Source organism: Legionella shakespearei DSM 23087 (assembly GCF_000373765.1).
Taxonomy (GTDB): Bacteria; Pseudomonadota; Gammaproteobacteria; order Legionellales; family Legionellaceae; genus Legionella; species Legionella shakespearei.
In genome coordinates this window covers 201,870-227,457 of the sequence record NZ_KB892382.1, presented here as the reverse complement: position 1 = coordinate 227,457, position 25,588 = coordinate 201,870, and the positions used below count along the sequence as shown (strand labels likewise).

The window sequence follows — 25,588 nt, the reverse complement described above, 5'->3', positions numbered from 1 at the left end:
CCTATGGTCTTTAAGCCTTACTACATGAAAACCTTGATTTCGCTATCGCTGCATCAAGGCTACGCCTATTTTAAATTAATTAAATTTTCTGTAATTCGTTCATTGAAATGTAAAGCTTCATTGGATTATCGATACATTCCTGAAAAAAATTGAATGTTTTATAAAAGGCTAAAGCCTCTTCATCTAATACATCGAGCACCAGTCCTTGTGTTGGCAAACCGTGATTTCTTAACCTCACTGAATGACGCAAAGCATATATTAACGATTTTTTCCCCAGGTTTTTTCCTTGATAATTTACATCGACGGCCAGGCGAGCCAGTAAAGTTACAGGAATGGGATATGAAGGCAACCCGGTGCATGGTATAGCCTCCCTATGAATTGTTGAGAGAGCCAGAGTATAATAAGATGCAACTGGCGACTTAACCAAGCCAGAATCATTGACTGTTAGAACCATGGTTGTGCTAATGCCTTTACTGGCATGTTTTGCAGCATATTTAATTAAAAACTCATTCATACCCTCTTTTTTACAGTCAAAATCTTTGATTAAGTGTTCCTTCGGATTGAGTTGAACAAACTCTTGATTCAAACTCATCAAAAACCTTCATCATCTAATAATTTAGCTGCCGCTTTTAATTCATTACTTAACTCTCTATCGCTATCACAAATAGAAAGAAATGTATCAAATTGCTCATTAGTGAGTTTGATTTCTGTATGGGCTTTTAATGTTTTAGGCGCATCTTCCTGGATTAATTTAATCAAGTAATCGGTAAGTGTAACGCCACTTACTAAAGCAGCTCTTTCAGCTAATCGCTTAATTTCTGGCTGAATTTTTGCCTCTAATCGCTCATAATTTATTTTTGCAGTCATGATATATCTCCTGTATGTCTAAATTATAGCATACGTACAAAAGACGTACCATTACTTTTCCTGCTACTCTGGCATGGATATTTCGTTAATAATGAAGAGCTTTTATTAGTTCACCTATCCCAAATTGATAATAATCCGCGTATATTAAAAGCAAATTTTAAAAATCAAAGGACTGATATGAAAATGAAACAATTGGTGTTATGTATTTTAACTGCATCACCTCTGTTATTGCTAAATACTGCCTCTGCTGACGAATCCTCCAAAGAAGCGTCACCTGTTACAAAAAGTTTAAATAATGCATTATTAACTGAACTTCCTTTCAACAATAAAGACTCATTTACTAATGCCTCCAAAGGATTCATAGCCCCTTTGCCTGATGATGGAGTAATCAAAAACGCCAAAGGAGATATTGTCTGGGATTTAAGCAAATTTTCGTTTATAAAAAATGACAGCCCCTCACCTGATACAGTCAATCCCAGTTTATGGCGCCAATCGCAACTGGTCAAAATGGGGGGATTGTTTCAGGTTAATGAACACATATATCAAGTACGCACAGCCGATCTTTCCAACATTACTTTTATTGAAGGACCACAGGGTATAGTCATTGTCGACCCATTAATTTCCACTGAAACAGCAAAAGCGTCTCTTGATTTATATTTTAAACATCGTCCTAAAAAGCCTGTTGTTGCAGTAATTTATACGCACAGCCATATCGATCACTACGGTGGAGTCAAGGGCGTTGTCACTGAAGAGGACGTGAAAGCGGGCAAGGTAAAGATTGTGGCTCCTGTTGGCTTCACAGAAAGTGCTGTGGCTGAAAATGTGATGGCAGGAAATGCTATGAGCCGCAGAGCCAGTTATATGTATGGTAATCTGTTGCCCATGTCTCCTACAGGTCAGGTAGGTGCAGGTTTGGGAATGACAACTTCATCAGGAACTGTGTCTCTTATCCCCCCTACCGATCTTGTTAAAGAAAACCAGCAGCATTTAAATTTAGCAGGCCTGGATTTTGTTTTTTATATGGCACCAGATTCTGAAGCGCCCTCCGAGATGTTCTTTTACGTCTCTGATTATCATGCGCTGTGTACTGCAGAAGATGCAACCCATACCCTGCATAATACCTATTCCTTAAGGGGCGCAAAAATCAGAGATCCCTTAGCATGGTCAAAATATCTGAATGAAGTGATTTATCTTTGGGGCAATGATGTTCAGGTCTTATTCGCCCCCCACCATTGGCCAGTTTGGGATAAAGGCAATATAGTAACGCATTTAAGATTACAGCGAGACATGTACCGGTTCATCAATGATCAAACCCTGCATTTCGCCAACCAGGGCTTTACCATGGATGAAATAGCAGAAAAGGTGAATCTGCCACCTGCATTAAGTCATTACTGGTCAAACCGTGGCTATTATGGAACGATGAATCATAATACCAAAGCAACTTATGTAAAATATTTAGGCTGGTTTAGCGGCAATCCTGCAACCTTGCATCCATTGGTTCCTGTAGAAGCCAGTAAGAAATATGTGGACTATATGGGTGGTGCTGCCAAAATTATGGAACAGGCCAAAAAAGATTTTGCAGAAGGAAATTATCGCTGGGTTGCTGAAGTCATGAACCATGTGGTTTTTGCAGAACCTGCTAATCAGGATGCACGTAATCTTGAAGCGGATGCACTGGAACAATTGGGTTATCAGGCTGAATCAGGGCCTTGGCGTAATTTTTATCTCAGTGGCGCTAGAGAACTGCGTCATGGAATACAAAAAGTTGCAGCACCCGATGCAGCCAGTCCTGATACTATTCGAGCGATGAGTACCGATTTGTTTTTTGATTATCTGGGGATTAAATTGAATGGGGAACAAGCAGCGAATACTACTCTCACTTTAAATTTTGTATTCCCTGACATTAATGAACAGTATGTAGTAGAACTCAACAATGGCGGTTTGCACCACGTTAAGGGGCATCAGTCAGATAAGGCTGATGCAACAATAACGATAAACAGGGAAACATTAAACCAAATCATCCTCAAACAAAAAACAATTGAGGGTACAGAAGCAAACGCTGAGTTAAAAATTACAGGGAATCAAAATGCCTTAAATCAATTATTGGGATTCATGGATAACTTTGATTTCTGGTTTAATATTGTGACTCCCAATAGTTGATGAAATCTGGCACGTCCTCCTGAACGTGTGGCATCGCCGTAAGTTCTTTGCCACTTCGCTCCCGGTTGCAAGCAAGCCGGGCTACGACCGTGCCACAGGATAGATGTGGCACGAATTGTAGCCCGGTCTGCTTGCAGCCGGGATCGATCATGTATAGAATCCGGCTGTCTACATGATGCTACAAAAGGTGGATGTCTTGTTGGCTTCGGTTTTAAGTTCCGCAGCCTTGGCTTTTTCAGCTTCATCTTTTTCAATCGACTCAAGATATGCCTGAAACTCAGGATTGGCGGCCATGGTTGTGGTTGCATCCTCTATGATTTTTTTCATTTCTTGAGCTTCTGTAAGCGAATATTCTGTAGGAGCCTTGTTTAATTTTGATAAAACAAGGGCTAATGGGGTTTCGCCATTTTTTTCCTTACTATTGATTAAAAAATAAAACAGCTTAAATTGAATTGTTTTATCTGGATATTTGTCTGAAGTTAAATCATTTAATATAAATTTAAGTGACTTCTTTTGCCCATATGCAATTGCAACATGTAACAGATTTTCTCGACCATTCAACCATCCGTTTGGAGTTTTTATAAAAGCCAGATTGGGATCTTTATGAATAAGATATTCAATAATACTTATCTTTTCTTTCGCAACAGCCCAATGCAGAACATTCCAGCCATTGTTAGTCAGATTATCGGTAACCGCTTTAGATGGCTCCATCAAGCCATTATCAATGATGAATTTAAAAACAAGGGTTTTGCTTTCTGAACTTGAATAAGACAAACAGTCCAGGATGATTTCATTAATAAACGATTCAACGCCATGTTCTTTGAACAGGTTAGCATGTTGGGTCGCTATTTCAATCTGGTTCTCCTGACACGCTTTTAAAAATGGGACTTGTAAACACCATTTTACATGCTGCATAAAGTCTTCAGCAGAAATTTTATAAGCAGCAGACAATCCAGAAGTAATTTCATTGGAATATTTAGACAAATCAGCATACACAGCGTATCTCTTGACTACATCCATTTCCCTATAGAAAGCACTGATTTTGTCCGTCAGATTTTTAAAGTTCTGCTCCATCACTGAAGGTGGGTTAGATGCATTGACCTTGTGTTCCAAATCAAACAATCGTTCCATCATTCGCAAATAAGTACCATACTTTTGCTGCATACTCTCATTGGGCTCAGCCGATAACAGTTCCTTAATTTTAATCATGGTAATAGCAAGCGGGCGTTTACCGTTTCTGCCTTTTAACAAGAGCAATTCCGGCAATTTACTTTTGACTTCCTCTGATGAGAGAAGTGCTTCGAAAAGTTCCAGATTACAATATTCAACAGTAAAATTTAAAATACTTCCACTTAGAGAAAAATATGAGGTGCTGTTTTTTAAAATACTGACGGGAGATTTTTTCAATAAAAACAGGAGCATTTCTTTCTGATTACCAACTACCGCCCAATGCAATAAAGACCATTCCTCTTTATCACAAAGCGAATAATCAATCCTGGTCGAATGCCCCATAAGCTGTTCCAGCGCGTCCACGCGACCTTCTGCGGCAAATTGGCAGGCACATTTTTTTAGCAGGTCAATTTTGTTGTAATTTTCAAAATAAGTGACGATTCTTTCAATATCAGGCTCATCATTATCAATACATGCTTTTTGCAAATCAGCCAGTTCAGGTACTGAGGAAGCAGAAGACAGTTCGTTTTCACTATATGCTGATGTTGTCTTTTGCGTACTGTCATAATTAAAAATCTTGCCCATATAGTCCGCAATTTCATCTACAATCTGCATTATTTCCAATTCATCTGCCACAGTATCAGCCTGTCTTTCTCCATGTGGCTTCGTCACCTGACGCTTAATTCCGTCGAGTTCATCCATTCGATGGCTGAGAATTGATAATTGCTGTTTCGTACCAGCCAACCAGGCTTTTTTAGCTTTTCGCCATTCGTTCCCCCAGGAGCGGCCATCAGCATAAGCCTGGACATTTTCAAAGCTCTTTATAATTTTCGTGTAAAGTGCTTTATTACGCTTGAAGGTCTCGACGCTTTGCTCGTCTGCTTCCATGTTCTGTTTCAGTTGCATCAAATTGTTATTGATGAATTCCAGGCTGTTTAAAAATTTCTTATCTTTATTCCAAAGGGCTTTCATTTAGATAACTCCGAATCATGCAAATATAATGTTATTTTTGATTCGATATCGTACTCAAAGAGTGTAATTGGAACATCGTGGCTTTACACGGATAATTCTACTTTTTGAGATGCATATACCCGTATAACATACGCTAACTTAATTTGGGTCAATAAGAGAGAATCAAGTTCCCAAATACAATAAGGGAACAACGAAATACCCCAAAGAGATGTTATTATGCCCGAAAAAAACGAAATTGGACTTTTTTTATATGCTGTTCACTGCTTCAAAAAACTCAGTGAATCTGAATTTGTACTTAGTAGAAGTGATGCCTTTGATGCTTACACTATTTTAAGTATTCCCGGACTTCATATTGAACGTCTTGGTCTTAAAGCTTTAGCCAGATATCTGAGGGTTCGCCCTAATCTGCTGCGGTTAAATTTATCAGACATCGATCTAGGCAATGCCATTTTTCCTCAAATAATAAGCGCTCTTCATGAACAGTCCGAATTAAAATATCTGTCACTAAGGCTCACATATATAGAATACAATTCAAAATCAGGCCACTTGCTGCGTGATTTTTTAACTGCTCACTCGAAAATTACAGAATTGGATATCGCATTCAATAGTCTGACAACCAAACAAATGAAACACGTGCTGACTGGTATAAAAAACAATAGCAGTCTGAAAAAAGTAGATTTAAGTTATAACCATTTTGATAAGGTAAACTTTGATATTTTAGCCAGCATTCTAAAAAGTAATAACAAAATAATACAGCTCGGTCTAGGTTATGCGGACGGAGGATCTGTACTTCCTGATATCAATAAAGACTGGGGTCCTGTTTTCAATGCGCTCAATAAAAATAAGCGGCTTAAATCGCTGGATCTTCAACATAATCATCTGAATTTGGAAATTCATGGTCTCTGTAAGTTTATCAGCATGAATCAAACCATTGAAAAAATTGATCTGTCGTATAACAAGTTTACAGAAAAAGAACTTAAACTATTATTGGCTGCCTTAAGAAAAAATCACTCACTCAGAACACTTAAAATACAAGAGCAGGGATTTCAGACTTCTGAATTTGATAAGACAGTGAAGAGAATCAATGCCGAATTAAAATCCAGAGTGGGAGATTCATTAACAAGCACCGATACAAGCTCAGAAGATTCAACACAAACATTTGACCCAGAATGGATGTTTAAAGATATGGAGTGCCCTATTACTTCTGAAATAATGAAACACCCGGTTTTGTGCACCCTTGATGGCCGTAGTTATGAGAAAACTGCTATAAAAAGTTGGCTTGAAGAGAAGCAAACCTCTCCCATGTCACGAGTAAAAATTCCCCAGGGGAAAACTGCAGATGATGTTCTGATTCCAAACAAAGCGCTTAATCAGTTCATAAAACAAGTGCATCAAAATCGCACGGATTTCTCAAACGATGAAGAACCGAAAGCGATGGCGTGTCCCCTCAGCGGGAAAACAATGCAACATCCCGTTTTATGCACTCTCGACAATAAAACCTATGAAAAGGAGAATATAGAAGAACTGCTTAAAAAACCGAAAATTTTATTTTTCCAAAAGAAAATCCCTTATGGAAAAACGTTGGATGACGTCCTCATCCCGGATTATGCGTTGCAAGGACTTATACAAGCATATAGCGAAAGGAACAATAATAGTGGCGAATCTTTGGCTCTACCTGGATTCAAATAACCGGCCTACGTTGACAAAACTGGATTTACTTCCTAAATTTTAAAGAAAATACAAAAAGATACTATGAAATTAACTCAAATTTCGGCAATCCGTTTATTGATAGTCATCTTCATGATAGGACTTGTCACTGTTTCTTTTGGTGCTACCTTAAAGGTGGGGGTTGGTGTTTCAGGAGCGCCCATTGTGGAAAAAGTAGCATCGGAACATGGACCCTATTATTTTGGTTTCTGTATCGACCTTATGGACAATATATGCGCCCGTATTGATCAACAATGTGTTTATAAGCAGATCACGCTTAACGATCAATTTGAATCATTGAATAATGGTGATATTGATTTACTGGTTTTGGTTAGCCCTTATAGCCCTGAAGATCTGAAGCAATATGCCATGAGTATTCCTTATGCAGTCAGTAAAATACAATTTGTCGCCTTGCAAAACAGCCCTATTGATGATTTGGCAGATATAAAAAATAAAAAAATCGGGGTGGTGAAAACTACTTTTTATAATTTATTGCTGCGGTCCCCTTTCCATAACCAAAATCAAATCATTGCTTATAAATCGGACTCGGAGCTCTTGACGGATTTGGCACAAAAGAAAATTGATGTCATAGTACTTAATAATGTGGTTGCCTATCGTTTGAAGACTAATGATTTATACAATATCAAATTCGTAGGAAAAGACATGCCTTTAGGCGAGGGCTACGGCATAATCGCCCTTCCAGACAAAACGTCCTTAATCAATGAAATCAGCAAAGCCATTCTCAGCCTGCAAAAAGACGGCACTTATGTTTCCATTTATCAAAAATATTATAAGCCTGAATGAGGTGTAGCTCTATGTATAGGTGCACGAAATAAAGTACGCGCCAATATAACTGTTCCGCTTCCTCACGGTCGCGGCTCGGTTTTCGTGCGTTCCTATTTACTTTATCGTGCACCAGAAAACCGAGCCGCGACTGTTAAGGAGCGGAATTTTTGTTGAGGCACAGAGCCTGAGCATAGCATTGGTGTGGATATCAATAGGACAAGCCACAAGCCGTAGACTAATATGTAATCAAGAGTCAGATTTCGCCCGTATTAGCCGTAATACGGGAATGAGTTCATTGCCACTTCGATCCCGGCTGCAAGCAGACCGGGCTACAAACCGTAATGCCTATTCGGTGCACGTATTAACCGTGCGGGTAACCCCTGTGTTGGGCATGGTGATTTTTCCTATCGGACAGGCAGTAATCATCGGAGCAAGGCCGGGGGATGATGAGGAGGAACTACACAAAACCGGACAGGGTCTGTCCAGATCATTCTGGCCTGCGCAGATACTGAAGTCAGCCGGATCACAATTGCATTTGCAGGCAGCGTGTAGCGAAAAGGACAAGAAACATATAAGAGATAGAATGACTGTTTTCATCAGGAAATCCTTTTAAATAGAGTGATGCCATATCTGTATATAATTTTAGCATATTAATGAAACAACAGGAGAATTACCCCAAAATGAACAACCCTGTCTTTTAGTCCAGTTGATTAAGTTGCAATCAATGATACAATGCGCCAGATTTGATCATAGAGACTTAAAATAAATCAAGTGACAAACATGTTAACTTTTACTAAAAGCGATATTCATTGCACCTGTTAAATGGTTTTATCGGTGCTCTTGGGGTTGGCGCCGTTGCAGTAGCATTCACTGTTCTTAATGCTGCTACTTTAAATATTCCAGGATTAATCCTGGCAGGCGTTGGTGTGGGTGCTCTGGTTTCCAGTATGGGGTTATTTGCTTTCAATCGTCCTAAAGCCCCAGAGAGTTCTACAGCTCCTTCCAATGGATTAAACCCGGCTTTTTAAGCCGGTGGTGTAACCTTGATGGGGTGAAGTGCTGAGTGATTCTCTCATATTGAGTACCACTCAGATCTATGCAGAATCGCCTTCCCTCTCCGGGGGAAGGTGCCCGACAGGGCGGATGGGGGGATCAAAAAAGGAGTTTCTATCAAACAGACCATCTTGTTTTAGAGCGTTCTACCTTAAATGAGTTTTCTTTTTGATCCCCCCACCCACCCTGTCGGGCACCCTCCCCCGAAGGTGGAGGGGCTACTTGCGATGATCATCCTGTTTATTTACATCTTTTTACAGGTTAAAATTATGAGAGGATCACTCAGGGTGAAACGAAATCAAGGTTTTCATTATTTTTAGTGCTTGAGTGCTACCTGGGATTGAAACCAGCGGGAATCCTATTCATTGGATTTTCAAAAACTGACATATCCTTTATGAAAGAAGCCATTACCTCTTCCTTAGTCTCTGCGGAATATCCAACCTTTTCTTCCAGCTCAAGCATTTTTCGTTTCAATGCACTGCATGCATGAATCGTTGCAAACATCTGTGAAGAACTGCATGGTATTTCCTGATGCTCACTGAAGGCTTTATAACAAAAATAAAACAAGGCGGTAGCTGCGAAACAACAAATTTGATCGTCCAGTTTTGATTGCAGTTTATCACTAAAATTAAAAAATCCCATTCTCGGATCTTCAATATGCACCCCAGCCTCTCCCGGCAATTTGAACACCGCATAGGCATGCTCGGATCGTGGGGGTTGGCCAAACAAGTTATAAATAACTGCTTTTCTTCCCTCAGCCCCTATTACCCCCCCAATGGCTATGTCTTCAAATTTCAGCGCTATATTTTTTTCTTTCAGAGCAAACTGAACAGCCTCTTTAATATAACTGGTCTTGTCTTCTACCCCGGCCAAAGCTGCGGGGTGCAGTTTGGCAAAATAACTGCCATTATCAAGTCGCAGAATAGTGACCTTTATCGCTTTGTCTTGGTTATTTATATAGCATACAGGTTCATCTGCCGTAGGCACGAGCCCATCAACCAGGACAGCAATCTCACGTCTTTTTAACCGCAGAGATGGAAGTATTGAATCAGGTTTTAATTCTGGTGAAAAAGTGTTAACAATACCTTCTATTTTATCCCTCGACATTAACGCAACCTCTTTAATTTTTTTTTTGAGCAATTATATACCTACATGATCATAAACGCACTATATTTTATATGCGTGGAGCAGTATCATTCTCCAGATCATCATCCCCTCTATAGGTCTCAGTCCAGGTAGCTTTCATCCTGTGGAACGTTCTCACATCTTCAGTGGAAAGAACATTGGCTTTCTCCTCATCGCCTGAAGAGACGGGTTGTCTGTCAAGGCTACTCTCCTCATGCTCTTCAATATCAAGGTTCTGCGTCTCTTGATGCTGCAGTACAGTATGAGCACTACGTGCCCTGATTTCTGAAGCCGCGTCTTTGACTACTGCTACTGCATGGTGCAGAGAGGTTTGTGCCTCTGTCTCCGTCTGATCAAGACCGTGCATTCGAGTGACTTGCACCCCCATGTCTTTATCAAAATCATAAAATTCAGGTGGTTCAAAAGTCAGGACAGCTGAATCTGCGATTTCATCCGTGATGATTTGGCCTAAATCAAAATGACTGTCGAGAAAATCCAGAGGATCACCCTCCTCCACCTTCACTTGCTGCGTACTGAAAATGGCAAAAAGTTTTTTAACACCGGATAATAATTTAGCCAGAGCGGACATTTCACCACGAAGTTCAGTCAATTGCTCATTATTATCAGCCACATCCTTCTTAAGTTTTTTATTTTTTTCATGCAATTGTTCCAGTTCATTTTTTCTGGCAGCCTTGGCATCATCAATTTGTCGCTGGATTTCCAGGACTCGTTTATCAAGACTAAGCAACTCTTTTCTGGCATCCGAAAAGAGGGTTGCATCGAAACCATCTACTTGTCCTAAATGTTCTGGACGTCCTGCAACAGCCTCATAATGATCCAAAGTATGTTCCAGCCATTTCTGTCCGGCAACATATTTTATACAACGTTTGCCTAATGATTCTGCTCGCGCCTCACTAATACGTATATTTTGGCTATTCAAAGCAGACTGAACTGCTCCTGATACGTCGCTGACAGAAACAGGATCTGTTCCAGGAGCCACGAGAGTATCCGTCAAATGTACCTCATAAGCTTCTTTTTGACGCAGGTTTTCCGCTATTCGTTTGTATAAACCTTCTTGTTGGCCAGATGGATTTCTGATCTCATACATCATGCGTTTTCTGACAACGTTACTGATAGCACTTTTAGTTGCTTCAACATTTTTATCTTTGTCTGCGCTTGGTTTAAATGACATGCTGAGCATGTACATAATTTCAGTGCTCACCCTGTTGGCTTGCTCAGGTTTTGGCTCTTTTTCCTGAACAAATTTCTTCACTTCATCGAAAACTGTTTGTTCAAATTCCTTGATATCTTTACCTTTGTTTTTTTCTATCACGTCTTGCATGCGAGCGGTAAATTCATTCCAGATTTTATATCGTTCGGACTCTTTAACATCATCATTCCTCCAGTGAACATACTTGTCATGTAACTGGTATTTTAATGCATCTTCCAAAGTAGTTGACCAAATGGTAACAGGAGCACTGCCGGATTTTGCAGAAGCAAGATGCATTTCTTCCAGCAAAGTGGTTTCTTTCTGCTGTGAATAATGAGTATTTTCTTCATAACGCTCTTCCAAAGCGGCCGTAATCATCCGAATGTAGCCGTCCAATTTTTTATCCAAAGCATGGGCAGAGATCTCTCTGGGCATTTCTGGCGGTTGTGGATTTTGCAAGCGCTGGTCTGTTGCATAAATTTCTTTAATGGCATGTTCCACCATGGCATCTATGTCTTCGTTGTATTTACCAAAGAGTTTTGTGCCAAAGGGTACCTTGTCCCCACCTATTCTCATACGGCTCTGGGAATTGAGATTTTTGGTAAACACGCGTTCACAATCGCCTCTCATATCAAGCAATTGTCTCATTTCATTCTTATGGATAGAGCGCAGGCTTATCCTGGCATATTCAATAGCACTGTTTTTTTCTGCCTCCAGACGCTCTATTTCAGAACCGTATTTTTGATGTATTTCTGTTCGACCCTGTTTGTATTTTCTCTGTTCTTCTCTTAATTCTGCTTTTTTCAGCATGGCTTTTTTATAATCTTCCCTGATGTCTTTTGCCACCTTGTTAAGAACGCCTTTCTCATCAGGAACTTCATCCTTTTTCCGCTGATTCACTTCATCTATAATGCGCTTGTTCAGTTTTGAGGAAACGAACACTTTGGCATGCTCTCCTACAGCAACCTTGTCTTTGCCCAAAGAAATCACCACACCACTTTTTTCATTTTTATCTCCGGGATTAGGGCGTATCTGGGCAATAGTCAGCTTAATGTCTTGTTGTGCCTCACCATAAAATCCCCACTCGGGTAATTTAAAAACAGGAGGAGTTTCAGGACGAACGGGGGTTGTTGCAAATTGTATGTTTAATGTGGGTTGCAACTGCTCAGGAGTACAAATACCTTGCAGGGAATTCGCCAGCGTCTCTACAGTGTTTCCTTTCACCTGATATCTGAAAGCAGCAAAGTGCAATTTCTTCAATACAGCAGAATCGAGGGATGCAATATCCGGTTTGGTCAGCGGCTCCAATACATTCGATTCTGCCAGAGTATGTCTCAGATCATATAAAGTCCACGGAGCGACAGGCGATCCTTTAAACAAATTAGCCTCATCCTGATTAATCAAAATGATTTTAGGATTACCTTCTTCCCGAGCCAGAAAATAATGAACTGGCGGGATGGTTTGTTCAGGATCGGTTGCTCCAGCGTGTATATAAACAGGGCTGCAACTCACCGAATCTGTTGCAAGAAATACATTACCCATATGGGGTATCGTGCTGGCTGAACTCAAAGCAGATATGCCCTTATCACTGAGTAGATAATCAATTACAACAGGTTCGGGCGGCAACTCATGCTTCCTGAGTTTACTCTCATTAACCACTTCTTCCGTGGCCACTTGAGAAAATGAATGCGTTTGCGTCTGGCTTTGGCTTTGACTCTGGCTTTGTGATTGGCTTTGAGACTGGCTTTCACTTTCTGATTGTACTTCAGTTAAAGCACCACTGGCAGAAGGAATAATAAATTCTTCACTTAAATTATCCGCACGCTTTTTGATGATACGGTCTTTCATTTCTACATAGGGAGTTTTGTCCTCGTCGTTTACAAAACCCAGACCCATTTGATCCCGTGTGCGATCGACCACATCAAAAACCGTGTTTAACCTTTTCTCAAATGACTCTTGCAAATCGTTGATAAACGCTTCTTTTTTCACATTGCCATATACTTTGCCGTACTTGGTGTATAAATCGGTACTGGAGCCTGAAATAAAAGGCATAATATCATTTAAGTCTTTAATACACTGGGTAAAGGCTTTTATCTGTTCATCAGTCAGCTCAGAACCTGCCATTAATCGGGTTATTTCCCCTTGTTGCTGCAAAATGGCATTTTTGATCACTGCATCCAGTTCTGCTGTTAAGAGCGACACTGTTTTTAAATCATTTTCGAGTTCATTTTTACGCAGCCAAAACGCAATATCATTACCGGTAAGTTGGTGCTCTTTATCCAATTGCAAATCGCTGATGATTTTTTCCCACACCTGTTCTGGAACTGCCGTTGAATAAGACTGTCCTAATAATTTATCAATAATTTTCCTCATTCTCATGATGGCTTGTTTGTAATCATTATTGGTTACGGTGAAATTCAAGGTTAACACCGCATGGGCACCATCCATTTGCTTGATGTCAGCTCCACGTGAATGGCTTTGATCATAATAGGTAAAATAACTGCCCTGCCTGTCTGATTCAGCAACCATTTCAGCCGTCAAATCAACAATAGTTTCCTTGTTTTTAGCATCAAGGGTTAACAGTTTCTTGGTATTGGTGACATCATCATAGAAAATAACCCCTTTTAATGGGCTGTCCTTACTCTTTAATTGCAAGGCCAGTTCTTTGGCCACAGTGCGATTAGAGGCCTTACACAAACCGCCCACATCGATAAGAGTCCGGGTAGTGGGTTTAAAGGAATCGGCTAATTGTTGTATTAACGCAGTTGTATAGTCCTCACCTGTTTCGACAAAACGGGTAGTATTCAGCGAGAGGGTTGCCTGACAGTTATTTCTGCCCATGATCCCTAAGGTCATGTTACCGTCTGCGGCCGGATCAAGCATGTTTTCTCTAAAATGAGATGAGGTGTCACCGGCGGTTCCGGAAAAACCTATCACCTGATCCTTGATATTCCCTTGTTCATAACGATTACTGTTGGCTTTACCCGGATCCAGTTTTATCTGTTCCTGAATGGCAGTTCGAGCCAACATTTTCCTAAAGGCATTGGGGGGAATTTCACCTGACTTAATCCGCCCCTCAAGAGCCGCAAAATATTTTTCCCGCTCAAGAGCACGGGTGACGGGATCTTCAATTTCAGCCAAAGCTTTAAGCTCGCCGAACACCACTTTAAATTCAGGATCTATGGTATCGGCTTGAGGGCCTTTAAACGAAGCTTCGCTCAATCCATTTCTAAAGGAATCAATTAAAAACTCCAGATGCGGTATTTCAGCCAGTTCCGTCCTGGGATCCAGATAATAAAGGAAGGTAGTAATAGCGGTCACTTCAGGATTATCGAAACGCGACCCTTGTGGTTTTGGCGTGTTGGCTGCGGCATAAGGAACAGTAATTAATAAAGGTTTGCCAGGCTCATCTTTACTTTTCCTGAACGCCTCATGATCATAAGATTTGGAGCCATCGCTTTTGTTTTCAAACCACACACCAAAGTCTGTGCCTGGTTCTTTTTCAGTAAAGACACTCAGCATGACCGGATCCGTCAACACAGCGCGTATTAAATAAATTTCGGTCCGGTTTGCAGACGTGACCGAATCAGGTTGCTTTTCCTGTAATGAAATCACGTACTTTAAAATATCACCATCGGGATCGGCTATGTCAAATTGCTTTAACAAGACGCTTGCCAAATTGGCCACACTTTTATCCTCGGTGGCTTTTACGGTTTGAGTTATCACTTCCAGAGGATAAATTTCAGCCGCATCAAGGGACTTTTTCTCTCCAGAAGTAAAATTAACGTCTGTGGTAGCCGTATCTTGGGTGGCATCCAATTCGTCAAATACGGTAATCGTTTCCGTTGCACGGATTTCATTGAGTAACCTGATACACTCCATGAGTTCTTTTTGCTGCAAGGGCTCGCTGGCTGTGGTTTCATTAAGCAACATATCCAGAAAGATTTTAGCCTGACATTCCATGGAGTTGCGGACATTAGGAGCCTGCACAAGCACTTCACGGTTTTCCCTTACTCGTTCATAAAGCGCCAGCCTTTTCTGCAAATCCGCCTTAATGTCTTGCAAGGATTTCAGACGAGGGCTGTTCGCCCCCATGCCGGGTTCCGGATCAGCTTCTATGCGGTAACGTTGAAAATCATCTTTCACCGCCCGGCCAGCCAATACATTGCCTAACGCGGCAGACATATCCTGAGTGTTCGTTTCCAATGCTGATTTGGGCACAACAAAGCGCACTAATTTAGGCCCCGTTTTATACAAGGCAATTAAAGGCAGTAATGACGTTTTTCCAAAGCCCATTCGTGCCTGTGCTGAATCTATTTTATCAGGATCATCGATACCATCGAGAAGTAAACCGCGGAAAATACTCACCTGACGGGCATTACAGCGATGGCCAAACTCTGATTCAAACAGAAGAAAAGCCCGTTGCATTCGCCGTTCCTGTTCCGTCTCCAGGGCAGACTTAGACTCCTGAGCCAATTCAGAGTCCAACAGTTTATTTAAATTATAATTTCTGCGCGTATGCAGCATTGCTATGGCTTTTGCATCTTGCCCCATTTTAAAGCTGCTTTGTATGTCATTGAAATGATCCAGCTCGGTTTTATAATACAATAACCGGGTCATTCCATTATTCAGATGTATTTCCACCTTCTCACGCCGTTCTTCAGGAAACAAAGCAAGGATACGGCTGTAATCATTTAAGAGATAAGCAGAGTTCAATTCGGCAATACTGATGGGAGAGGATGCCTCATCCAGTAAGGATTGAATGCTATCCAGTGCGTGTAAGTAGCTCAGATTATTCTTATTTTGCTCCGCTGTAACTTTTCGAATGAGCTCTTCCCGGTTATCAGCTACTACAGAGTAAGATCCACCACTCACCGCAGTCTGATACAGGAAGGTTTCAAGCCGTTCAGAAATAGCCTGTATTCTTGCCCGCTCTATACCGGCTTCATGAAGGTGAGCTGCAATTTTTTGCGATGAATAAAATTCACTCGGGTGTCTGGTAATTTGATATTTATCCATACCTTCTACCGCTTTAACCCATCCCTCCTGCTGCATTAATGAGAATAATGAAGCCACGTTTTCTTTGGTTAATCCGCCAATACCCTCATGTTCGTTTTTAACACTGAACAATTTTTCAAGAGTGTTAGCGTTAAACAAGCCATAATTTTCGTAATAATACCCGTCTTCCTGAGCCTGCACTGACTCAGAATGCTCGTCCAATCCTCTAAGGCGGAGTTCCAATGCTTTCTGTTGTTCGTCAATGAGCTCATGAGGATTTTCAAAGGGTTTAAATTCAACCAGTGTCCGGCCTGCTATTGTTTCAACAGGCATGTCGGTTGGCTTTACAAAAAGACTTATCGGCTTTTTCTCACCCGTTACTACAGTAGGGACAGACTGTTCAAAGGTATTTTTTATTTCCTGATCAGTACCCAACTCAGAACTGATTGAACGCCATAATTCAGCAAAATCCTGCAAGGGGAGCTTTCCGGATAACTGATTGACCTGTTTTACCTGGTCAGTGAATTCGCTTAAAAGATTATTATAGGCTTCACTGTTCCAGCCTTCTGCTTTACCTGTTGCACTGGCTTTTCTTTCCAATAAATGATGTTGAATTTCGGTACCAATCAACATGATTAAAGCCGCCCGTTCTTCCATGCTCAGGTCTGATTGTTCCTTGTATTGGGCTTTGAGCTTTCTTAATTCGTCCAATTCAGCAGGCTTTAAGGCAGTCTGGGGAACATGAGCCCCCAACAAGCGGGTCAATACTTCGGTCTTGCCAGGAACAGTGCCCACATGAAGAATGCTGTGAACATCTTTGGCCTCTAATACCCCATTATTATCCTTGTACACACGCAGGTGATTTTCTGTTGCCAGTGCTTTTTCAAGAGCTTTCTTGCCTTTGAGATAGGCTTCTTTGCTTTGCTCATAGCCTGAAGCTAACAGTTCCCTGTCTTTACCACCGGCTTTGTAATCCAAATATGCCAAATCCATTTCTTTTCGCAAGCGCAAAACTTCGGCTTCAAGTGCTTTACTTTGCTCCGATTGAGGCACAAAAACAAAATACTCAGGCTCAATTATTGCCCTGATTTTCGCCTCATTATCTTTAATCCTTTGTTCCATTTTGCCCTGAGCTTGCCTGGCCAGCAAATCAGTCCCTGTAGTAGTGCTCAGTTCTGCACGCCATTGTTTTATTTGTTCATTCAGTATATTGACTTCTTTTTGTTCTGCAGGAGACAGCTCTTTTTCAGTGCTGGCACTGCCTTGAGGCGTTATTTTAAAATGCTTTTTAGACTTTGCTTCTGTAAGGCTATCGGTAATCGAATATCCCTCTGATTCCTGGATAACGTATTGGGCAATAGCCGGGATATAAACCGTCTTTGCGTCAACAGGCACCATTTCATCATGAGGGAATACTGAAGACAAGCTCTTCATCATAGGGAAGGAAGCAGTATTGTCGAGACTGACCGCAGTTTTTTTCCCTTGATGATCGAGTAACACACCACTCCATAGCCCGTCTTTCTGTGATAATGTAACTACAGGCTTGAAGTCTGCGCTATAGGCATGTAAATCACCGTTAGCACCCATGAAATAATGTTCAGCATGCAAGCGCTTTTTAAACGATGCCGGTAAAACATCCATTTTATCAGGTGGAATATACTGTAATAACTCAGGTTGACCATCCAGGGTAGTCAGCTCTCGCTGTACAGTGATATTACCATCCTCCCCAGGAATAATGACTGCTTTAACCTCTTTACCTTCTGAATAAATATAGCTTCCTGACAGGGCTTTGAAAGGAAGACTATTGAGTCCCAACTCCTGTAAAATAATATGGGCTTGCAAAGAGGCAGGCATAATGCCCAATTTATTGTTGCCAACATAAAGCGCACCGTGGAGTGCATCCAGACTTTTATTGCCGCCCAGGTTGACGAAGCCGGGAATATCTGAAGATGCTGCCAAATCAAACGTGACTTTTACACCATCAAATTTTTTATTGTTGACGTAGTTATCATATACGAGCTTAAATTGCTCACTACGATGATTCAGATGCAGATTACTGGTGAACTCAGTCAGATTGTTTTGCAAGCTGTTAATATTAGATTGCACCCCAACCATTTCCCGGACGTATTCAAAATTGTTATTAAAACTTTCCAGAATATCTTCGGAGGCCTGATCCAGAAGTAATTGATACGCTAAATTAGAGCAGATAAGTTGGGCATAAAGGCTATCCAGAGCCTCATTATCTACAGGTTCCTGAGCTAAAGCATGTTCAATTTTAAGCGATAGATGATTGATTTCTTTTGCAAATCCAAATAAGCGATCGGCACCATCCTCACTGGTACTGCCCGTCAAAGCAGTAATAAAGGCTTTTGTTTCTGGTGCGTCCAATGGATCACTGTCACTAAGCAGTCCGTGAACCAGATCAGGATCAATGTTTGCACAGCGAATTAAATTTTCTTCGAGAAATACAGTATACGGTGTTTTGAGCTGGCACTCATTCGTATCAATACGAAACTCTATGTCCTTAACAAATGCGATCAATTGTGCACGTTCTTCCTGGGTCGCATGTTGAAAAGCATCAGTTAAAGCTCTGGAAAAGAGTTCACGCCCTTCAGTACTGTTAATGCCCTCACGTGAAGCAAGAAAACTGTTATTGGTATAAAAATCCATAAACTGTACTGCTAACAAGGCATCACCATTACGCATAGCGAGGCGATCCGAGAGTTTACGCAGTTGCTGATCCACCCCTTTTTCCCGGCCATAATCCGACAAGGCCATTTGCAAGCCTTTTTGTCCTTCATACAAACCTTCGAGACTGATGGGTGATTCATGCAGGGCAATATCTACTTCTTTGAATAAAGAAATATCTTCAGGTTTGGTCCCACCTGGAGCCAAATGGGCAATTTTTCGTGACAAAAGTTCATCACGGGGTATTATCAATTTTTCCCATTGTTTAATTATTGAATAAAATTGCGGATTAACTTGCGTTTTTGCAGACCCATCGACCGCGATTCTGGACAAATTCAGTTTTATTAAAGAACTCAATAACTGCGAGCGCTCCGTATTTTCAAGCTTGAGAAACGAATCTTTAATTTCGCCATCATCCCCTCTGTAAGGGTCTATGAGGGTATTTTCCACTTCCGTTATCAGCTCAGGAGGTGGTGGATAAGGTAAATCAAAAACAGTTGCAGACAGTGAGTGGCACCATTCCTCAATACGCTGAGCTTTATTTTCCAGGCCATTATGTGCCTTTAATTTATGCAAATAAGTCAGGCTTTCTTTAAAATAATCATCACACTGGCTTATGCTTTCTCCTTGAGGAGAAGGCCTGGGGTTTTGCCGTAAAAATTTTAATGTGCTGCCGTCTACTGCCAGCGTTGCTGTTTTAGGTATAAACAGCACATCCGGAGCAACAAAATCCTTTGCTTCCAGAAGTTCATCATGCTCTGAGCTTAATTCATTGCTTTTTAGCTGAGTTACAGTGACTGGAGTTACAACTCTTCTTTCAGGTTTAGGGATAGCAACCCTCCGAATTCCTTGTAGAATTTTGGCTACTGCCTGTACACGCCCCTCCCGGACAGCTGCGATTTCGCCTTCAGTTATAGGCTTCCACCCCATTTCCCGCATTTGTCTTTCATCAAGGTCTATAGGATATTGTGCGTCTTTGAGTGCTCCATATTTTATATTCGCTTTTTGCTCTATAAAATGATGAAACGCATTATTCAGGGCAGCCGGATTATCTTGCAATTGATATAAATGTTCCGGGTTTTCATGTTCCAGCCATATGGCAAACATACCGCGAACCCATTCCTCTTTCATTTCTGCAGGCATAGGCTCTTTACCCAGGACTTGCCCCAGGCTATTCATTTTTTTGTATTCTTTATCCGCACTTCGCAAAGAATTATCGTCTACTGTATCAGGAACATCAGTTTGCAAGATAACTTTCCGCTCGATTATTTCCTCGGATTTTGCTTTAAGTTTTTTATTTAATTCCTGTATTTTGTGGAATACAGACCCTGGAGGAAAGGTATTTTCATTTCTCTTAAAAAATTCAAGTCGTTGACTGGCAGTTTGCTGGTACATATCTTTATTTCTGAGTTTATCAGAACCCATCTTACCCGCTGCAAGATCTTCCAGTATTTTATACTCAGCGTTCGTTTTCAGATGATTATTAATGACCTCTCGCCTGTATCCATCAACACGTTTCGCCCGCTTATCCAGATAACTGGCGACATTAACCTCATCGAGTTGATGTACTATGTCTGCCAGTTTCTCCTCAGTCTGTTTAAGCTGCTGTTCTGTTTTTGAAAATTGCTGGCTGATTGCATTCATCGTTTGCAAATCAGAATGTTCGTCCATCAGACGTAATAAGGATTCCTCAGCCTGATGTATCTTAAATGCTTGTGAGCCTTCACCCTTGTTGTTCAAACTGTTGACTTCAGCATCCACTTTACCCAAAAGCTTCTGCAGTTGCTCATGATCTTTTCTCAACAGGGAATATTCCAGTTCCAGATTTCTTAAAATCAGAGAATTTTTGCCCAGACCAATTTTTTCCTTTTCCTCTGCAATGGCTCTTTCAACTTTCTCGATATCCTCTTCAAGCTCCTTAACTATTCCTTTCAGGGCAACCTGTTTCTGCTCCAGTTTATAAATGGTTTCACCCAGATTTTGCTGCGCTTTCATGAGGTTTTCGCCAGTAACTTTGATAAATTCCTGGCGTTGGTGAGCATAAACTTTTGCTTTGTATTCTTTTTCAGACTCTCTTGAAGAATTTCTCAGATAATCTAAAAGCCCCATCACTTTGGGATTGGTTAAGGACTGTTCGTTTTTGATTACCAGGTCAAAAAAAGTAGCCCGGTCAATTTCCTTACGTTCGCCATTAATGTCTATTTCAATGTTAACGTGTTCGGTTCTGGAAAAGCCTGAATGAAAGCGGACTATATTGGCCTGTTCCAAATCAGCCAGTGTTACATTGTTCCTGGCCTCTCTGGCGCTTGCCCGCGGTAAACGATCATTTTCAGAAGTCAGGCTGCGTTCATTTACTTGTAATTTTTTAATCTGATGATCAACTAACTGAATGATCGCTTTCCAGGATTGGGCTGCCGCATGCCTTGATAAAACCTCAGGAATTCCTTCTGTTTTGAAGATATGTTCTCCAGAGGACCAGTCAAATTTACCCTCTTTATCATTACGGACTTCATCGCTAAACACAGCTTCTATGTCCTTGGTTCTGCCGGTAGCAACATAAAACGAATACAGTTCTTTAGCATGACTTCCTATTTTTTCATCTATGCGTTTGATGGCTTCTTCCTTGCCTTCCACATCGGACTCTTCCAGCCTTTGTCTGGTTTCTAGCAGTGACTCAAAATAACGTTGGTAATACTCAGTAGAAGGCGGCTCTTTCAGTTCAGTTAAACGGCTGGACAAGGCATGCGATTCATCGGGAGAAAGAAATTGTGGCTCAAGATCATTGACCATATTCTGATAGTCTGCATGAAGAAAACTGGTGTCCCCTTCTTCTGATATTTTTTCAGAAGCATCTCTCAGCAGGCCAGCTCTTTGCTCCTGTAAAATACCTAACCTTACTTTCTTATAAAGCGGCTTGCCTAATTCGAACAGTTCACAAGACTGCGCTTTTTTGGCGAAGCAGTTGTTCGTGTTTTGTGGTCGTTGTAAAGCATCTTCGAATTGGGGAGGTGAATCAGAGAGAGAAGCAAATTTTTCTTTATAGAGATGGTAAACCCGCACCCGGTTAGCCAACGCCCTCAACCGCTGGAATATGCCCATACCGCTTCGTTCACTCATGGAACTGTGTTCGAGCTTCAACTGCTCTCGTTGTTCTGCCCACCCTACCCGGGTATTACTGCGAATCAGTTCCGATAAATAAGCGTGCCCTCTATCAGATTCCAATCGTTCCTGCGGTACAGTAATAGTGTAGGCATTTCTTCTCATACCCTTTTCACCCAATACCGCCTGTTGGACCATTCTTAGAGGATTTGGAAGTCTATAGCCAAAAATTTTGGTATTAGAAAAAACCTCTGAAGCCTCCAGAGCACCAGAAGAATCATAAGTGGATAATTTATATTCATTACCTACCTTTTTGATGACCAGTTGCATGGCATGGCCATCAAGACCAGTATCCAGATAAATGGACTCGCCATCTTTTAATTCCGTGCATTGCTGTAATAATTTTTTGCTGGTAACAGCCAGTTTTTGCTCAAACTCCATTTGCTTTTCGGTGAACCCTTCTTCCTCTGTCATCTTGACAAAGTCACCATGTTCATCTTTTTTATAGCCGCCAGACCACACGAAATCCCGCATGGCATAACCCAAATCCTGTGCTCTTGCCATGTTGTCGTGGTATTGTTTTACTTGTTGCCGCTCTTCTTCTGTTAAATCAATTCCATAAAGACTTTCCCCGTCTGAAGCCTGGGACAGTTTTTTCATCACCTCGGATTCAAAAGCAGTCACCAGGTAAGACTGGCCGCCAGTAGCGAAAATGTGATCTGAAGTAGCTTTTAGCGGATAATCCCCAGGAGTGTCTTTGTTGACATCCTTGATGGCGCTACGAACTTTTCTTAGCGTCTCTGGATCGTCCTCAGAATGCATCAGAGAGTCGACCACGCGCATTAATTTGCCGTGATTATTGCTTTCTGTTTCAGCAACCATTTGTTGCGCCAAGGCCATGCCGAAACGCGTCTGCATGGATCGGCTGATTCCTTTTCGATTACGTGCAGGCGCTTCACCAATTTTAGCGATTCCAGTTTCATCGGCTATCTTGTTCCCACCTTCTTTACGGCAAGATTCGAGTAATTCTTCTTCCTTTTTATCCAATACGACTTTATACGATTCACGGTCTTCTTTTTTTTCCTCTGATACGGCCTCTTCCTTTACCTTAGGTTGCTGCAAAGGTTTCGGGGTAGAAGAAAAAAGACCGCGAATAAAGCTGATCGCTCGGGCAAACCATCCTTTTTTTTCCGGTACTGCAGGGATTTCGGGTTGTGGAGGTTGAATGCTTGCCTGTGCTCTTTGGATTTCTTCCAGACTATTCGCTTGATCAATACGCTTTACCAGGCTTTGCCATACTTTGGATTCCCACTGCAGATTGTGTTTGACTGCTTGTGAAAATTCCCGATACGATTCAAGTTCTTTACCTGGCGGTTTTTGCAAGGCACGCTTGCTTTGTTCTGATACCGTTGCTCTGTACAGGCTTTGGCTTGCCTCATCCAGAGTGCGATTGTTCAGGTTTCTGGCCATGACAAAGAGTTCTTCATCTGAAGCACGTTGCAGGAATATTTTTATTGATTCTTCATTATTGAAGTTAGCCAGTATGCTTGCAGTAAAACGTTCATAGAGTGATTGCAGCTTTTCGGTGACACTGGCATTTTCTTGCAGAGCACCAGATAAAGCCTGATCTTGTTCCGTAATGCTGTAGATTTTTTTCTCTTGTACCTTGAGAGCAAGTTTCAGGTATTCTCTTTTTTTCTGATCATTAATTTGCGGCAGGACTTTCGCATTGATTAATTTAATTTCATCAAGGCTCATCTTTTGTAAAAACAGGTTGATTTGATCTGCTTCCAAGGCGGAAAAAAGCTCGGCGATTTCAACAGCGTATTTACTCATCCCCAACTCCTGATTTTCTTAGTATCTCTCAGGCCTCATCTGACTGCTTTTTATATCACCCAAAACGAGATCTATTCAGTGTTTGTTTTTACTGCGTATCAACTATTAAGAAACATTATCAACACAATCACTTACACAGTAATTATAGGACACTATGAATAAATATATCTCATTTGGATTAAGGTAATATTAAAAAAGGGGAATTCAGGGATAAATAATAGATTGATACGGTTTACCCGCCATTTCAGAGGAAATGACGAAACCTGAGTTTATGATGCATTGTTAACAGTTAACTGAGGAGCCAGATAAACTTCTTCATCGGGTTTCTCAACTTCTCTGGGGAAGAAATGATTTGGAGTCTGAAGAGGCGCTGCCAGTTCTTTCATATGCTCCAACACAACCGGGTGGTGTAACGCCGCATTTTTAAAAGAAGCCTTAACCATTGCAGGAACCAAATCCGGTCTTGTTTGTTCCAAATGATTTAATACAGCGATATGGCCATTTTTAGCAGCTCGTGCATACGGGGCAAAATTAGCCACCCTGACCATTTCCGTGATCTGCTCGGGAATCTTTGTTTCCATTTTTTTTAATAGCTCCAGATGGCCATTTTCTGCAGCTTTAATGTAAACATAAAATACATTTTGTACAATGTGTGCTGCAATGACAGAAGCCGGATATTGCTTTGCCAATTCATCAAAATGACTGGTATTTCCCAGAATAATAACCAAAGAGAATAAGCCATAATCATCCATTTCAAGCATTTGGGCAATGTGCTGAAGAGTAGTCAGGTCTGTATCAGGATGACTTAAGGCTATGGCCAGCCAAGCTTGCTTTTTTAGCCAGGGATCGTTTAATTTAGTCGTTGATCGTTCCAGCAGAGAAAGTAGCTTTTCATCAGACACCTTCATCAGAGAAAGAACCGTATCATCCAGGTTTTCACCAAAAAGTTCATTATCATTCCAAATGGACGAAGGAATAAGTTTTCCTTGCGGATGCTTCATGCGCTCTTCAAATGTACTAAACTTAGGCATTTAAACTCAACAAAATCACATTATGCGCTGTATTTTACCACAAAATTAGAAAAATAAAGCAAATATTTTATTATTTAATTACAAACAGCCCCGAATCCTGGCACGATCCGTAGCCTGGTCTGCTTGCAGCCGGGATCAGAAGTGGCAACACAATCAGACATTAACTCCGACATCTCTCGGCTTGTCCGAGGGATCCATAGGTTCAGAGCAGAAACACTGCCCCTGCCAGTATCACTGTTCCGCTTCCTCACGGTCGCGGCTCGGTTTTCGTGCGTTCGTATCTACTTCATCGTGCACCGGAAACCGAGCCGCGACCGTCAGGAAGCGGAATTTTTGTTGCAGCACAAAACCTGATTCAGTGCGTAGCCCGGTCTGCTTGCAGCCGGGATCGAAGTGGCACAATTCCCGGCTGCAAGCAGACCGGGCTACACGACTCTTTCTCAATTCTCGCAGGTTACTCCATATAAAACACGGCAAGTTCCCTCTATATACACACGATAGCAAACCATCCTCACCCCTTGCTTCCAGGTTGCCGCAACAGTGCCTCTGGGTAAATTTTCTTCAGCACATAAATGTCCAGAATATTGGCTTTTGCAGACAGCTATATCACTGCATAAACCCGGCTCATTTTTTAACATATAAGCGGTTGCATGAGACAAACCAGCACTCAAAGAAAAAGTTAGGGCTATAATGGCGACAGATGCTTTCATGACTTATATCCTTAATATATATCTTGCAGCTCTATGAACATTATAGCTGAGTTAATAATAAGTGTTGTAAAACCGAGCCGCGACCGTGAGGAAGCGGAACCATTAGGACAGGTACAATGTATTTGCTCCTGAGCATACCCAAAGGTTCCGCTTCCTCACGGCCGCGACCCGGATTT

General features: G+C 41.4%; 11 protein-coding genes. 4 read left to right on the top strand and 7 right to left on the bottom strand.

Annotated elements, in window-relative coordinates; genetic code table 11:
* Positions 1–79: 79 nt before the first annotated feature.
* Positions 80–592, bottom strand: coding sequence for an N-acetyltransferase (locus B094_RS0102090; protein WP_018576135.1), 513 nt, complete (start codon positions 590–592; stop codon positions 80–82).
* Positions 592–867 (bottom strand): type II toxin-antitoxin system TacA family antitoxin, encoded by a 276-nt coding sequence (locus tag B094_RS0102085; protein WP_018576134.1) that lies wholly within the window; start codon positions 865–867, stop codon positions 592–594. The genes B094_RS0102090 and B094_RS0102085 overlap by 1 nt, the downstream gene beginning before the upstream one ends.
* Positions 868–1,044: 177 nt before the next feature.
* Between B094_RS0102085 and B094_RS0102080 the strand changes: the two genes are divergently transcribed.
* A complete protein-coding gene (locus B094_RS0102080; protein ID WP_018576133.1) occupies positions 1,045–3,027 on the top strand; it encodes an alkyl/aryl-sulfatase in 1,983 nt (660 codons plus the stop codon).
* A 168-nt stretch (positions 3,028–3,195) separates the two neighbouring features.
* Here the strand turns inward: B094_RS0102080 and B094_RS0102075 are convergent, their stop codons facing one another.
* The gene (locus B094_RS0102075) at positions 3,196–5,169 is read right to left on the bottom strand and encodes an ankyrin repeat domain-containing protein (protein WP_018576132.1); all 1,974 of its coding nucleotides are present in this window, start codon (positions 5,167–5,169) and stop codon (positions 3,196–3,198) included.
* A gap of 216 nt (positions 5,170–5,385) precedes the next feature.
* Between B094_RS0102075 and B094_RS0102070 the strand changes: the two genes are divergently transcribed.
* The 3 genes from B094_RS0102070 (at position 5,386) to B094_RS0102055 (ending at position 8,690) form a co-directional block, all read left to right on the top strand.
* The gene (locus B094_RS0102070; protein WP_018576131.1) at positions 5,386–6,858 is read left to right on the top strand and encodes a U-box domain-containing protein; all 1,473 of its coding nucleotides are present in this window, start codon (positions 5,386–5,388) and stop codon (positions 6,856–6,858) included.
* A gap of 63 nt (positions 6,859–6,921) precedes the next feature.
* Positions 6,922–7,680, top strand: coding sequence for a transporter substrate-binding domain-containing protein (locus B094_RS15530; RefSeq protein WP_018576130.1), 759 nt, complete (start codon positions 6,922–6,924; stop codon positions 7,678–7,680).
* Positions 7,681–8,471: 791 nt separating this feature from the next.
* The gene (locus B094_RS0102055; RefSeq protein WP_018576128.1) at positions 8,472–8,690 is read left to right on the top strand and encodes a hypothetical protein; all 219 of its coding nucleotides are present in this window, start codon (positions 8,472–8,474) and stop codon (positions 8,688–8,690) included.
* Positions 8,691–9,045: 355 nt separating this feature from the next.
* On the opposite strand, the gene B094_RS0102050 is transcribed toward B094_RS0102055, so the two are convergent.
* The 4 genes from B094_RS0102050 to B094_RS0102035 all read right to left on the bottom strand — a co-directional run bounded on the left by B094_RS0102050 (position 9,046) and on the right by B094_RS0102035 (position 25,412).
* Positions 9,046–9,822: a hypothetical protein gene (locus tag B094_RS0102050; protein WP_018576127.1), complete on the bottom strand. Its 777-nt coding sequence runs from the start codon at positions 9,820–9,822 to the stop codon at positions 9,046–9,048.
* A 67-nt stretch (positions 9,823–9,889) separates the two neighbouring features.
* Positions 9,890–23,671: a hypothetical protein gene (locus B094_RS0102045; protein ID WP_018576126.1), complete on the bottom strand. Its 13,782-nt coding sequence runs from the start codon at positions 23,669–23,671 to the stop codon at positions 9,890–9,892.
* Positions 23,672–23,940: 269 nt separating this feature from the next.
* Positions 23,941–24,702: a hypothetical protein gene (locus B094_RS0102040; RefSeq protein ID WP_018576125.1), complete on the bottom strand. Its 762-nt coding sequence runs from the start codon at positions 24,700–24,702 to the stop codon at positions 23,941–23,943.
* A gap of 440 nt (positions 24,703–25,142) precedes the next feature.
* Complete coding sequence (locus B094_RS0102035; protein WP_018576124.1) at positions 25,143–25,412, bottom strand: hypothetical protein; 270 nt, start codon at positions 25,410–25,412, stop codon at positions 25,143–25,145.
* Between the last annotated feature and the right edge of the window lie 176 nt (positions 25,413–25,588).

Excerpts from the sequence above, each read along its gene's own strand:
- B094_RS0102090 (WP_018576135.1), bottom strand. The coding sequence starts at position 592 with ATGAGTTTGAATCAAGAGTTTGTTCAACTCAATCCGAAGGAACACTTA.
- B094_RS0102075 (WP_018576132.1), bottom strand. The coding sequence starts at position 5,169 with ATGAAAGCCCTTTGGAATAAAGATAAGAAATTTTTAAACAGCCTGGAA.
- B094_RS0102045 (WP_018576126.1), bottom strand. The coding sequence starts at position 23,671 with ATGAGTAAATACGCTGTTGAAATCGCCGAGCTTTTTTCCGCCTTGGAA.
- B094_RS0102085 (WP_018576134.1), bottom strand. The coding sequence starts at position 867 with ATGACTGCAAAAATAAATTATGAGCGATTAGAGGCAAAAATTCAGCCA.
- B094_RS0102040 (WP_018576125.1), bottom strand. The coding sequence starts at position 24,702 with ATGCCTAAGTTTAGTACATTTGAAGAGCGCATGAAGCATCCGCAAGGA.
- B094_RS0102035 (WP_018576124.1), bottom strand. The coding sequence starts at position 25,412 with ATGAAAGCATCTGTCGCCATTATAGCCCTAACTTTTTCTTTGAGTGCT.
- B094_RS15530 (WP_018576130.1), top strand. The coding sequence starts at position 6,922 with ATGAAATTAACTCAAATTTCGGCAATCCGTTTATTGATAGTCATCTTC.
- B094_RS0102050 (WP_018576127.1), bottom strand. The coding sequence starts at position 9,822 with ATGTCGAGGGATAAAATAGAAGGTATTGTTAACACTTTTTCACCAGAA.
- B094_RS0102070 (WP_018576131.1), top strand. The coding sequence starts at position 5,386 with ATGCCCGAAAAAAACGAAATTGGACTTTTTTTATATGCTGTTCACTGC.
- B094_RS0102080 (WP_018576133.1), top strand. The coding sequence starts at position 1,045 with ATGAAAATGAAACAATTGGTGTTATGTATTTTAACTGCATCACCTCTG.